The organism is Arthrobacter sp. THG-b23, from assembly GCF_059091265.1.
In genome coordinates, this window is sequence record NZ_JBNHGM010000001.1 from 693029 (window position 1) to 705235 (window position 12207).

Below are 12207 nucleotides of genomic sequence, written 5' to 3' on the forward strand. Positions count from 1 at the left end.
TTGTACCGTCCCTCCGGAGCCGTGGATCCCCTGCCTGGTTAAATGCCGCTTGGGCCATTTCCCCGGGTGCCTGCCAGCCGTGCTCACAGGAAAGCGGGCGCGACCGCGAAGACGGCGGTCAGGACGTGCCGTTGTCGGCGGGAGACGTCGTGCATCAGCAGCGGCGCGTCTTCGTAGGGTACGACGTCGGTGATCAGGTGCTTGCGGATGGTGTCGCCATGGGTGCCGAGCAGCTTGATGGTTTCGGCCGAGAGCCGCGCCCGGTCCCACTGTGCCGTGAGGCCGCGGGGCACCCTGCCGATCTGCGCGCAGCGCAGGTTAAGCCCGTTGTGGTGGAATTCCTCGCCCAGCCGTACGGCATCGGCTCCGCTGGTGTAGAAGGCGAGGTCGATGATACTTCCCTGGGGGCGGGCCGCGCGGAGGGCGGCGTGGAGCGCTTCAGGCCGTCCCCGGCATTGGAAAACGACGTCGGCGCCCCGGTCCCCGGGACCATGGCGCCATCGTGTTTTCAGGATTTTGCCGGGGTCGTCATTCAGGTCGAGGGCCAGGAATCCCAGCTCTTCGGCCAGCTGCCGGCGGCGGGCGTCGGAGTCCCCGACGGCGACTTCGCGCGCGCCGAGAGACCGGGCGAACAGGGCGGTGACCAGCCCGATGGGCCCGGCGCCGGTGACAAGTACCAGCCGGCCGTCCACGCCGTCGCCCAGCGCGCGGACCAGGCCGCCGGTTTCGTCTGCCGCTGCGTGCAGCAGGCCGTTGGCACAGATGGGCCCGAAGTGTGCGACGAAGACGCCCAGCAACGGGTCGAGGTCGCGGGGCAGCGGCACCAGATGCTCGCGCAGCGGGTCGGCCACATGCGCGGTGGCGTGGCCATAGGCCGTGGCAAGGATGTCCCCTTCGGCGAAGGCCGGAGTGCGGGATTCGGCGACCCGGGCGACCTCCATGTAGCCCAGCCGGCGGATTGGATAGGCCGCCTCAGCCGAGTCCTGCAGGAACAGGCCGAGCTCATGATCCAGGCGGGATCGCAGCCCGGGGTGGTCGCCCTTGACGAAGGCCAGTTCCGTGCCGGCCGACAGGCCGGTGACGAGGGTTTCGAGCAGGAGCCCGCCGTCGGGGACTTCGGGCAGCTGCTCCTCGACAATTTCCAAGGCTCCTGCTGCAGGAATGACGAGGTTGCGCCGGTTCCTCATGGCGCTGCCCCTGCCGTGACCGGCCGCTCTTCGGGCAGCTTCACCGGCAGCCCCGTGCGCGCCGATTCGGCAATGGCACAGCCGAGCCGGTGGCTGCGCAGGGCCTCGGCATAGGGTGCGCGGGTGCTTTCCCGTTCGCCGCGGACTGCTTGGATGAATTCCCGGTCGACGGCGATGCGAGGGTCCTCGGCACAGCCCAGGTCCATGCGCGACGTGCCGTCGAAACTGCTCAAGCCTGCCTCGGACAGCTCGAGGTAAAGGCCTCGACTCACAATGTGCAGAGCCGCACGGTGTTTGGCGGCCAGCACCGAGGTCGCCGCCAGCGTGGCGACGGTTCCGCTGGCAAAGCGGACGGTGGCCGCGGTGGCGTCGTCGACGTCGTCCGGCTCCGGCCCTGATCCGTGGGCCGGCGGCTGCCCGGTCTCCGTCCCGGAGCGTACACCGGCGGCGTAGACCTCGACGGCTTCGCCGAGCAGGAAGCGCGCGGTGTCCAGGACGTGGGTGAGCTGCTCGACCACCTGACCGCCGGAGCGGTCCATGCGCCCCCACCAGGGGACCGGCGGCCGTTTGTCCAGCCAGTAGCCGTTGGCCAGCAGGGCCGGGGCCTCCTCGAGCAGGCCGCGGGCATGTCCGACGGCGTCCATGCAGCGCCAGTGGTAGCCGGTGCCGGTGACGACGCCGGCCGTTTCCACGAGCGCCCCAATTTCCTCCGCGGTTTCCCGGCCCAGGCCGACCGGTTTTTCCACGAACAGCGGCAGTCCCCTGGAAAGCGCGGCTCGTTCACCGGGCCCGTGCGCGAAGGGCGGAACGCACACGTAGACGGCGTCCGCTTCCGTGTGGTCGAGGGCCGTCTCGGGATTGGTGAAGGCCGGGGCGTCCACTTCACGCCCCAGCTTCTCGGCCGCTGCCGTATGCGCGTCGGTGACGCTGGTGATCCGGGCGCCGAGCTGCTGCAGGACGCCGACGTGCCGCCGCCCGACGGAGCCGGCCCCGATCAGGGCTACTTTCACGCTCATATGGCCTCCTGGATGAGTTGGTCGTACAGGCGCAGGTAACTGGCAGCCATCGCCTCGGGTGTCCATGCCGCTGCCGCGTCGATGCAGTCCTGTGGGCGGATATCGTCCAGTTCCTGCAGGAACCGGGCCATTTCCTGCTCATCGGCGGCGAGGAAACCGGTGCGGCCGTGGTCCACCAGCGAGGGCAACACTCCCAGCGGTGTCCCCACCACGGGGATGCCGCGGGAGAGGGCTTCGACTACCCCGGTGGCGCCAGGTTCGGCCCACCGGTTGGGGGCCAGCAGGACCCGGGCCGAGCGCAGGACGCGCTCCTTCGCTTCGCCTTCGACCCCGCCGATCCAGCGGTATCGGCCGCCGTCGAGCAGTGGCCGGACTTCTTCCCGGAAGTACTTGGCATCCGGGTGGGAGGCCAGCTGCGGGTCCCCTGCGGCCAGCCGGCGGTCCAGCTCTGCCGGGTCGTTGATTCCGGCGACGGGGCCGGCGAGTACGAGCGGCAGGCCGGCCAGGCGGCAGATCCTGAGTGCGGTGTCCTGCCCCTTGTCGCGGGTAATGCGGGCCAGCACCAGGGCGTGCCCGGCTCTCTCTGCGTGCACGTCCAGGGCGGGCGGAGCGGCCAGCGGGACGACGCCGATCGTCTGGCGCTGCAGCGCTGTTGGTGCGCGCTCCAGCTGGGACTGCGAGACCGCGGCGAACCTGATGCGGCCGCGGCCGTTGAAGGACGAATAGAACGCGCTGTGCTTGGCCAGATCCCAGTGCAGGGTCTGCAGCACCGGCGGAGCAGCCGGTCCCATGGCGGCAAACACCGCCGGTCCCACCACCTCAAGGTGGTCGTGCACCAGATCCCAGGTGCCGCCGTCGTACATGGCCTGCACAACGCCCTGCATATGCGCGTGGGCGATACCCGAGACCTGGTTATAGGGCAGGGCGATCGAGGCGAACTGGGGTTCGTCGAGCGGGCACAGGTAGGCGTCGGCCTCGATCGTGCTCGGACCCACCGTGGCGAGGGTGACATGCGCCCCGGCGCGGCGCAGCTCGGGAATCAGGGTGGCGATGACCGTTTCGATGCCGCCGTACCCGCGCGGCGGAACAGGCAACCATGGGCCGGCGTTGATGAGGACCCGCACGGCTTAGGCCACGTGCCCGGTCGCGATCCGGTACTGGCCAATGTCCAGCATCGCCGGACGTTCGGACACTTCAACGGTGGAGGTTTCCCCGACGTAGTCCTCCCCCTCGCGCATGAACTGAGTCAGTTCGACGGCGGGAGGGGCAGCCGGGGCCAAGCCACGGCGGTGCAGCCGGGCCTGCACGGTGAGCTGGATCTGCAGGGCCATCCGGGCCAGCTCAGCGTCGGTGGAGTTGCGGTGGCAGCGCTCACCGAGGTCCACCTGGGCCATCCCGTCCAGGCCCACGGCTTCCAGCACGTCAATCAGCATGCCGGTTTCCACCCCGTAGCCGGAGACGAAGGGTATGCGTTCGAGCAGGCTGCGCCGGCCGGCGTATTCTCCGGCGAGCGGTTGGACGATCCCGGCCAGTTCGGGCCAGAACAGGTTCAGCAGGGGGCGTGCCACCAGTTCCGTGACCCGGCCTCCGCCCGCGGGCATGATTCTGACGCCGTCGTCGAGCGGCCGGTCATAGTAGCTCTTGACGAAGTGGGTCCGGGGATCGGTCAGCAGGGGGCCGATCAATCCGACGGCGAACTGCGCATCGAACCGGCGCAGGTCCGAGTCCATGAACACCAGAAGGTCGCCGTTGGAGACGGCCAGGGATTTCCACAAGGCTTCGCCCTTGCCCGGGTTGCATCCGGTGCCGGGCAGAATCAAGTCCTGGTGGGCAACTTTCGCGCCGGCGGCCGCCGCCACGGCGGAGGTGTCGTCCGTGGAGTTGGAATCGATCACGATGATCTCGTCCAAAAGCGGTACCGCCTCGACAAGTTCGGTGCGCAAAGCGGTCACGATCGACCCGACCGTCGCCGACTCGTTCTTGGCCGGAAGTACCACGCTGATCCGCTGGCCGTCCTTGCCTTCCACGAGTTCGTGTCGGTCGAAGCTTTTGCCTTGATAGTTTCTGCCGGAGAACCACTCCAGAACGTCTGCCCGCATTCCGGCTTCCTCTCATCGAGCGCCGGTTCATCCCCCAAGGCCGGCTGTCGGTAGGATCAAGTCGAAGCCTACGGGTCCGGATCCTGCTCTGTGAATAGTTTCCGCGAGATTGGCAGGGACGGCCGGCCCCCAGAAAGGGCGGCGGTTACCGGTGCAGACGGATCGGAACGTCTGCGCGACGGCGGCGGCAGTGAGGAGAATTGATGCAGCAGCAGGTCCCCGCCGGTCGCCACGTCCATCGACCCCGCCTGGTGCTGTGGCGGCACGGCCAGACCGAGTGGAACGTCTTGGAAAAAGCCCAGGGCCATGCCGACATCCCGCTCGATGCGACCGGTCGTGTCCAGGCCAAGCAGGCGGCCAGGCTGCTGGCAACGTTCCAACCCGCTTTCATCTGGTCTAGCGACCTGGAACGCGCCCGCCACACTGCTGGCGAACTGGCCGCGCTGACCGGGCTGGAACCGGTGCTGGACAAGCGGCTGCGCGAGTACGATGTGGGCATCAGGCAAGGCACCACATTCGCAGAGTTCCGGCAACAGCATCCAAGCATCTATGAGAAGTTCTTCCGTGAGGAGAACTACCGGGTCCCCGGAGCCGAACTGCCCTCCGAAGTAAACGCACGGATGAAGTCGGTCATGCAAGACGCCGCCGCAGCGCTGGGCCGGGGTGGCACGGGCGTCCTTGTGGGACACGGTGCCGCCCTCCGAAGCGGGCTGTTGGCCTTCTTCGACGCGCCGGCCCACATGCGCGAGATGTTCGCCGGCATGGCCAACTGCGCGTGGACGGTGCTGGAAAAGCACCCGGACCGCGGGTGGCAGGTCCTCGACTACAACGCCCAAACCCTGCCCGACGCCTCCTCGGCCCTGGCAGACGACATGCCGGCCGAACACGATGACCAGGGGTCGGATTCGGCCGGCTAATTTCGAGGTTGAGACGAGGCGTCCATAGATCCAGCGCAGCGTCAGGCCCGCGGAGAGCACTACGGCGGACTGGTGGTGACATCGCAAAAGACTGCACCAACCCGAGCTCGGTGGAGAGGCCCCGGCCGCGGCATCTCAGCCCTGTAGCCGCTGCAAGTGGACTGGGCGCAGCAGGTATCAGCGCGAAAAGGCTATTCCTCGCTGCGGAACCGCACAATCCGGGCGTCTCTGCGCACCCTCCGATTGATGAGAATGGTTGTGGAACCGACGATCAGGCCTCCCGTGACGAGGATGAGCGGCCCCAGCCATCCCCACAATTGGTACATCATCCACAACAAGATCAGGTACCAGGCAATCCATAGGGTGCGTCTGGTCCGCTTGCTCATGGCTCATCGTATGGCAGGACTCTTTCCTTGCACCCCTCGGGACGAATGACCTCTGAAAGCAAGACCAGCCCTCATATCTGGAGTGCGAGGAACAAAGGCACCGCCTTAGGCCTAACTGCAACCTTGTTCAAGGCTGTTTGTGCTTGGATATCGGTATGCGAGGTCGCGTCGAACTCATTGCGCTGGCCCTTCGGGGCGGCTATTGGCTTCTCTTCGTGGCCCTCATCCTTTACCTCTGGATTGAAAGATCAAACCCTTGGCCTGTCATCGGGGCGCTGATTGGTGCAGTGTTGGCCCTGGCCCTGAACCTCGGACTTAGAAGGCGTCGAACTCAGCGGTTGCAGATTCGGGACCAGTTTGAGGGTTATTTCCGGGCCTCGGCGGAGGTTCTTCCTCGGCCTGAGAGTAAGTGGCAGTTCGGCCTGGCGACTCCGGCCTTTGGAAGGTTAGCTTTCCAGCCGCGCTGGAAGAATTCACGTCACGACTATGGGGACGTGGTCATTCTGCCCGTCACCGGCATCGGTCAGGTCAGGGAGCCCACAGTCTTTGACGCGGTCTTCCGGATGCGAGCCCGCACCCGGGTACTTGAGCTTGACACGAATTCCGGCCCGGTAGAACTGGCCGGCCCCTTCAAGGACCTCCACAACACCGCACACATCATCAACGGGTCCTAGCCTTCCGTCGATCAGGCGTCGGCCTGATGAACGTTGTCCCCCAACAACTATCCAGTTCTCATCCGTACCAGAAGGGGGGGTCCAGATGACCGGATTCTGACTAGATAACACGGCGCCCGTCCTTCTGCGCCACCACGAGCCTGGTCAGCATGGTGATGAAAACGACGAGCAGAACGACCTGACCAATGACCGAAACCCATATCCACCGCGCCCCTGGACGAAGGAATGTTCAGGATGAAATTTCCGACCCCGAGCAAGCCGATGGCCACCCACATTGTTGGTCCCGGCTTGCCTATGGACGGGGTGAATGCTGGAACAAGCTTTTTACAAGAGGACCAGTGAAGGATACGCCCTATGCCGCGCATCATGCCGGCACGTCCACGGCCGGTGACCGGCGAACCGAGGGAGACGGTAAGAATGGCACGCACAACCGGGGTTTACGCAGTGCTCCTGTCCACAATGCTGATGCTCACAGCCTGCGGAGGTGAAGCAGCCCCGGAAGGGACCGCCGAGCCGGCCGCCCCTACCGCCCAATCACCGCAGACCACCTCGGCGTCCAAAACGTACAGCAACGACGACCTCAAGGAAGTGATCGCGGGTCTAAAAGACGCGCAGGGCCAACAACTTTCAGTCGTTCCGGCAGCCCAAATCGATCAGGGACTGGCGGCCGCGAAGGAACTGCTGGCGAACGCGACGATCACCCCTAAAGCCTGTTCCATGTTCGCGACCGAACAGACCCAGATACCCGACGGCAGCACCTACGCCGCGGGAGCCAGCCAATCGGTCGAAGAAAAGTCCCAGACCGTCATCACCCTCGTCTCCGTCAAAGACGCGCAAGTCGTCGCCGACCAGCACGAACAAGCACAAGAATCCATGCAGCAGTGCGCCGACTTCGAAATCGAAGCGGAAGGACAGAAAATCAGCAGCAAGATCACCCCACTGGACGTGACCACAGACGGTGAACAGTCCCTCGGCTCCATCACCACCCAGAAGTTGCCGAACGGGCAAAGCCAGAAGGTCATGTCCATAGCCGGAACGCAAGGGACCCTCGCTGCAACCGCCGTGAAAATCGGCCTCGATATCGAGGAAAAGGCACAGGACGAACTCATCAAACTCGTCAACGACGCCCTGGCCCAAAGCGAGTAACCCACACAGCCCCCAGAACAGAATCAAGACCCCAGGTTCCGCCTCCCCAGTAACGTACCCCATGCCTCATCAGCGCCAAGCTGAACCCGGTCGCTCATTGGGGATAGCCGGGTTCATCTTGGCAAGAATCACCATAACTACGGGCTCCGGATATCGTTACACACAGCATTCCCGGTGACCGAACTCAAAACCGGAACCCATCCGAATTCGGAGAGCGCGCCCTCGGGCATTCCAGATACTTTGGAAGGCCTCAAGCTCTAACTCGAAACCTGGAGGAGAAAGTTATGGAAGCAAGAGATGTTCTGAACCAGGAGCAAATCCGAGCAAATCTGCTCCAGTTGCCGGAATGGCGCTACGGTTTGGGCGCTTTGCGGACCGCATTCAGATGTGAATCACCCGCAGCTGCCTTGGACCTGCTTTCCACCATTGGTGGGCTGGCACAGGAATCCGACCACCACCCTGACGTGGACTGGCGTTACGACACAGTGTTCATCACGCTCACTTCGCACGATGCCGGAGACAGGGTGACGGCGCGTGACGTAACGCTGGCCCGTTCAATATCGAAGCAGGCCCAAGCCACTGGCGTCACGCCCCTCCCGGAACTCTTGCGTACGGTGGAGATAGCCATCGACACAGATGCCCCGGAAGCCATCTCGGAAGTTTGGCGAACTGCACTGGGGTACAAGATGCATGAAGACGGAAGCCTGATCGATCCCTATGGCAGGGGTCCGGCCATTTGGTTTCAGGAGTCCCAGAGTCCCAACATGAATCGTTTTCACCTGGACGTCACGGTCCCCTTCAGCGAAAGCGCCTCGACTCTGGATGCCCTGGTAGGCGTAGGTGCAACACTCGATGATGAACATGCGCCCATGTGGGTAGTTGCCACTGATGCCCAAGGCAACCGGCTATGCATCAGTACTGAAGCCGGACGCGGCGACTAGACGGGGTAAATGCACGTTGCCAAGGCCAGGGTCCGCAGCCTGACCTGGCCGCACCGGCAGCTGCCCGCCCCGCCGCCGATCGCCCGGCTGCTGGGACCGCAGCAAGAAGCCCGGACCGATGACGGTCCGGGCTTCGTTGTTTCCTGTCAGCCGCAGTCGCCGCCGCCGCCTCCGGCATCTCCTCCGTAGGCAGTGGCTCCGAAAGCTCCCGTGCTGGCTGCATCCGTGCTTACGGGAGCCCGGGCACTCTTCACTGGTCGGCGGTCAGCGCGGGCACCAAGAACAACCCAGGCAATACACGCCGCACAAAGGATTGCAATGATGATGGCGAATTCCATGCCGGTCTCCTGTCGTTGAGCTCAGCGTATGGGCGGAATGAGGTGGGGGCAACAGTTCCGCGTTTTCTTTGTCCGGTGACGGTTACGGAAACCTCCGCCCATATGGAAATCAGCACAGGCGCAAACGCTGCCCCCGGCGAGGCCGAGCAGCTGGCCGAACTTTTGCGCCCCGCAAATACTAGTCCCCCCGATGGTCGGTAAGGGATGGCCGGGATCCTCGTCTAGTCGGCACGCGGGAGGTGAATTCGTTTCATCTCGTGGGCGAGGTGAGGGTTTTGCTGATCCATATGGGCGATCACATTCTGCACCACGTCCGGTTGCTTGTTCTGGCTGAGTTTGGCCCTCGCGTCGAAGCGATCTACGCGCATCCGCAGTCCGACGGTACCCTTCGCCGCGCGACGGGTTCCCTGTTCGTCTTCGCTCAAATGCCTGCCGCCCGGTTGGTGCTGCTCAAAGTGCTCGGTGAGACGCGTGAGCATTTCGTAGTTCTCGTCGTCGCTGAGAATTCCCGGGATGCCGTAAAGATGTGCGGTGAGGTGGTTCCAGGTGGGCACGACATCTCCGGCCGCGTACCAGCTGGGGGAAACGTAATCGTGCGGACCTTGGATGATGACAAGGATCTCGTGCCTGCCAAGTTCGTGCAGGGTGTCGTCCGGCCGGCCGAAGTGGCTGACGATTGAGATCTCGTCGCCGTCTTCCTCGAGCAGCACCGGGTAGTGGGAAGCGATCAGTCCGGCGCTTGTGGCGGAAACAAAGGTGGCCCAAGGGTGCCTCCGGATGAGGCGCTTGACTTCATTGGGGTCCGTCATGAGGTAGCTGGGTGTGTGGCGCATCAGGGGTTTTCCTTTCGGTTGAGGTGATGGAGGGGGCGCCGGAGACGGCTTGCCCGACCGGTACGGCATGCCATGGAGTTTCCTTCCGCGAGTTCAGGCGAGACTTAGGACGATGACGGCGAGCGCGACCAGCGGGTTCGCGCCGAGGCAGGTGGCCGCCGTCGTCGTCGCGGTGGAAAACATTGCAGCGGCACCCGTGTCCGAGCCGGTGAGGTACCCGCCAAGGGCTCGCGTTCCCCGCAATGCGGGCCTGCGAGGCGCCACTGGTTCCGGACGGTACGCCGGGGCCAGCGATGTCCCCCTCGGTCCTGCCGGCGAACTGCTGACAGCGAAGTCGGTGGCTGCCAAGGTCCGAAATCAGATCGAACGCACTCCCGGAATTCGACACTTGGCATGGTCCTTGATGTGATGGAGACGGAGGAGCGAAAAGTTGACACGTCAACTATTCGCCACTAGAGTAGATGCATATGCATGTACTGCATGTACTCGTCCTGGACCTGCATCGGTTCGCACTCCCGAGGGCTGCTGCGGCAAGCGGCCCGCGCATGGACTTCTGCAGCGCCTCGCTGAACCGGTGAGGCCAGGTGACGGGGACTATCTGTAAGGAGGAAATCGTGGTTGACAGTTCGACTCGGCACAGCGGCTCCATCGGGACAGTATCCCAAAAGGGCATCCCCGACGAGGTAGATGTAGCAATCGTCGGCTCCGGCGGGGCTGGCCTGATGGCGGCGCTCACCGCTGCCAGGGAGGGCGCAAGGGTTCTCGTTGTCGAGTCCCGGGAACTCGTCGGAGGCGCCACCGGCATCTCCGCGGGTGCCGCCTGGATCCCCAACCACGGCTTCTCGACCAAGGACCTCAAGGTCAAGGACAACCTGGACCAGGCCCGGCGCTACATCTACGGCCAAGGTCGGGACAAGGTTCTCGACCACGACCTGGTGGAGAGTTTCCTGGAAGCCGGACCCCACGTCGCCCGCTTCATCGAAGAGCACACCTCCTTCGGGTGGATCCCGACCATCTGGCCGGACTACCGCTCCGACATCGACGGCGCGTCCGTCGGCCGGGCGCTCTTCCCCGGGCCCTACTCCCCCGAGGGACTGGGAGAGGCCGCAAAGTACGTGCGGCCGGCCCTCACGACGGGCATGGCCAAGAACCCGCTCCCGTTCTGGTTGCTGGGCGGCATCGGCATCGACGACGTCTGGCTCGCGGGACCGGCACTGGTCGGCGCCCTGCTCGAGGGTAGCCTGCGCAACGGCGTCGACGTACGTGTTGAGGCGCCCGCAGTCCGGCTCGTGACGGACGAGTCGGGCGTGCAGGGAATTGTCGTACGAGCCGACGGCGGGGAGCACACGGTGCGCGCCACCAAGGGTGTACTGCTGGCCAGCGGCGGGTTCGAGAGCTCGGACGAGGTCACTACCACCTACCTCGACGCGCCCTTCGGCGTGCAGGTCTCACCGAAGGGCCACGACGGCATCGCGGTGCAGTTGGCCAACGAAGTGGGCGCCGACCTGACCGGGATGGAAGACGCCTGGTGGATGCCCGGCGTGCAACTGCCCGGTGAAGAGTTGGAAGGCCAGCCGCTCAGCCGCGTGTTCCTGGGTGAGCGGGCGCTGCCGCACAGCATCATGGTGAACAGCAAGGGTGAGCGCTTCGCGAACGAGGCGCTGGCCTACGACCAGTTCGGGCAGATCATGCGCGAGGTTGACCCGGAGACGGGCACCATGCCTAACGCCACCGCGTGGCTGATCTTCGACCAGAACTACTGGGAGAAGTTCGGGATCTTCGGCGTCACACCGGGCGGAGAAGTGCCCGAGTACCTCCAGCGCGCCAATACCCTCTCGGAACTGGCGGCCAAGATCGGCGTCGACGAAGTGGGGCTGCTCCGCACCGTTGACCGATTCAACCCCGAGGCCGCACGGGGACGCGATCCGCAGTTCAACCGCGGTGAGACGATGTTCGACCGCTACTTCGGTGCCTACTATCCCCGGCTGGGCAAGAACTCGCCGGACGCGCGCTTCCCCGCCGCCACCGCAAAGGCCAGGGTGCTCATCGCCAAGGCCGTCGGTCCGATTGCGAGCAAGCTCGCCGGCCGGGTGGCAAAGAGGAACGACCCCGAACGCCTCCGTTCCGTGGTGGTCAAGCCCCTGGCGAAGATCATCCGGCCAGTGCTGAAGAGCCCGAAGTCGAGCGTGCTGGGGCCCGTCGACACGGCCCCCTTCTACGCGCTCCAGGTCGAGGCCAGCGCACTCGGCACCGTCGGCGGCCCGAAGACCGATGCATTCGGGCGTGCGCTGAACACCGAGGGCAAGGTCATCAAGGGCCTGTACGCCGCCGGCAACGCGGGCGGCGCACCCACAAAGGGGTTCTACGGAGGCGCCGGCGGGACGATCTCGCTCGGACTGGTGTTCGGCTACGTGGCGGGACGCGAAGCAGCCCGACGGCAGGATAAGGCCTGAGCATTCGTTGGTGCCCTCGACCGACGAAACGGCGGTCGGGGGCACTCCGCACGGGCGGACCTTGACTGCTGTGATGGGCATGCCCAAAAAGCACACCTAGTCCTGCGGTAGCCAATACCGGGGTGCACTGGCGGGGCCGCGCCTCCCGTGCGAGGTGCGGCCCCGCATCACTGCTTGCGTGCCGCGACCGCAATGGAAGCTGATCAGCCCGTCCCTG

Annotated in this window: 11 protein-coding genes; 5 read left to right on the forward strand and 6 right to left on the reverse strand. The window is 65.0% G+C overall.

Features of this window, described 5'->3' with window-relative positions; genetic code table 11:
• Positions 1 to 83 precede the first annotated feature (83 nt).
• The 4 genes from AC5RVD_RS03350 to AC5RVD_RS03365 are packed head-to-tail and all read right to left on the reverse strand — an operon-like array spanning position 84 to position 4302.
• A complete protein-coding gene (locus AC5RVD_RS03350) occupies positions 84 to 1187 on the reverse strand; it encodes a zinc-binding dehydrogenase (protein WP_494125973.1) in 1104 nt (367 codons plus the stop codon).
• Positions 1184 to 2203 (reverse strand): Gfo/Idh/MocA family protein, encoded by a 1020-nt coding sequence (locus tag AC5RVD_RS03355; protein ID WP_494125974.1) that lies wholly within the window; start codon positions 2201 to 2203, stop codon positions 1184 to 1186. The genes AC5RVD_RS03350 and AC5RVD_RS03355 overlap by 4 nt, the downstream gene beginning before the upstream one ends.
• Positions 2200 to 3297 (reverse strand): glycosyltransferase, encoded by a 1098-nt coding sequence (locus AC5RVD_RS03360; RefSeq protein ID WP_494125975.1) that lies wholly within the window; start codon positions 3295 to 3297, stop codon positions 2200 to 2202. Before AC5RVD_RS03360 ends, AC5RVD_RS03355 begins: the two co-directional genes overlap by 4 nt.
• 33 nt (positions 3298 to 3330) lie before the next feature.
• Positions 3331 to 4302: a glucosyl-3-phosphoglycerate synthase gene (locus AC5RVD_RS03365; RefSeq protein ID WP_494125976.1), complete on the reverse strand. Its 972-nt coding sequence runs from the start codon at positions 4300 to 4302 to the stop codon at positions 3331 to 3333.
• Positions 4303 to 4505: 203 nt separating this feature from the next.
• Here AC5RVD_RS03365 and AC5RVD_RS03370 point away from each other — a divergent pair, with 203 nt between their 5' ends.
• On the forward strand, positions 4506 to 5219 hold the full coding sequence (locus AC5RVD_RS03370; protein ID WP_494125977.1) for a histidine phosphatase family protein: 714 nt from the start codon (positions 4506 to 4508) through the stop codon (positions 5217 to 5219).
• Between the two features lie 191 nt (positions 5220 to 5410).
• Here AC5RVD_RS03370 and AC5RVD_RS03375 read toward each other — a convergent pair whose 3' ends face one another.
• Entirely contained in the window at positions 5411 to 5605 is a 195-nt protein-coding gene (locus tag AC5RVD_RS03375; RefSeq protein ID WP_494125978.1) for a hypothetical protein, read from the reverse strand.
• Positions 5606 to 5748: 143 nt separating this feature from the next.
• Here AC5RVD_RS03375 and AC5RVD_RS03380 point away from each other — a divergent pair, with 143 nt between their 5' ends.
• From AC5RVD_RS03380 to AC5RVD_RS03390, 3 genes are all read left to right on the forward strand, one after another.
• Positions 5749 to 6279 (forward strand): hypothetical protein, encoded by a 531-nt coding sequence (locus AC5RVD_RS03380; RefSeq protein ID WP_494125979.1) that lies wholly within the window; start codon positions 5749 to 5751, stop codon positions 6277 to 6279.
• 417 nt (positions 6280 to 6696) lie between these two features.
• On the forward strand, positions 6697 to 7425 hold the full coding sequence (locus AC5RVD_RS03385) for a hypothetical protein (protein WP_494125980.1): 729 nt from the start codon (positions 6697 to 6699) through the stop codon (positions 7423 to 7425).
• 284 nt (positions 7426 to 7709) lie between these two features.
• Positions 7710 to 8366 carry a 4a-hydroxytetrahydrobiopterin dehydratase gene (locus AC5RVD_RS03390; RefSeq protein WP_494125981.1) on the forward strand — a complete coding sequence of 219 codons (657 nt, stop codon included), beginning with the start codon at positions 7710 to 7712 and terminating at the stop codon, positions 8364 to 8366.
• Between the two features lie 559 nt (positions 8367 to 8925).
• Here AC5RVD_RS03390 and AC5RVD_RS03395 read toward each other — a convergent pair.
• Positions 8926 to 9537 (reverse strand): FMN-binding negative transcriptional regulator, encoded by a 612-nt coding sequence (locus tag AC5RVD_RS03395; RefSeq protein WP_494125982.1) that lies wholly within the window; start codon positions 9535 to 9537, stop codon positions 8926 to 8928.
• Between the two features lie 614 nt (positions 9538 to 10151).
• Between AC5RVD_RS03395 and AC5RVD_RS03400 the strand changes: the two genes are divergently transcribed.
• Positions 10152 to 11990 carry an FAD-dependent oxidoreductase gene (locus tag AC5RVD_RS03400; RefSeq protein WP_494125983.1) on the forward strand — a complete coding sequence of 613 codons (1839 nt, stop codon included), beginning with the start codon at positions 10152 to 10154 and terminating at the stop codon, positions 11988 to 11990.
• Positions 11991 to 12207: the final 217 nt, after the last annotated feature.

Excerpts from the sequence above, each read along its gene's own strand:
- AC5RVD_RS03370 (WP_494125977.1), top strand. The coding sequence starts at position 4,506 with ATGCAGCAGCAGGTCCCCGCCGGTCGCCACGTCCATCGACCCCGCCTG.
- AC5RVD_RS03375 (WP_494125978.1), bottom strand. The coding sequence starts at position 5,605 with ATGAGCAAGCGGACCAGACGCACCCTATGGATTGCCTGGTACCTGATC.
- AC5RVD_RS03385 (WP_494125980.1), top strand. The coding sequence starts at position 6,697 with ATGGCACGCACAACCGGGGTTTACGCAGTGCTCCTGTCCACAATGCTG.
- AC5RVD_RS03355 (WP_494125974.1), bottom strand. The coding sequence starts at position 2,203 with ATGAGCGTGAAAGTAGCCCTGATCGGGGCCGGCTCCGTCGGGCGGCGG.
- AC5RVD_RS03395 (WP_494125982.1), bottom strand. The coding sequence starts at position 9,537 with ATGCGCCACACACCCAGCTACCTCATGACGGACCCCAATGAAGTCAAG.
- AC5RVD_RS03350 (WP_494125973.1), bottom strand. The coding sequence starts at position 1,187 with ATGAGGAACCGGCGCAACCTCGTCATTCCTGCAGCAGGAGCCTTGGAA.
- AC5RVD_RS03390 (WP_494125981.1), top strand. The coding sequence starts at position 7,710 with ATGGAAGCAAGAGATGTTCTGAACCAGGAGCAAATCCGAGCAAATCTG.
- AC5RVD_RS03365 (WP_494125976.1), bottom strand. The coding sequence starts at position 4,302 with ATGCGGGCAGACGTTCTGGAGTGGTTCTCCGGCAGAAACTATCAAGGC.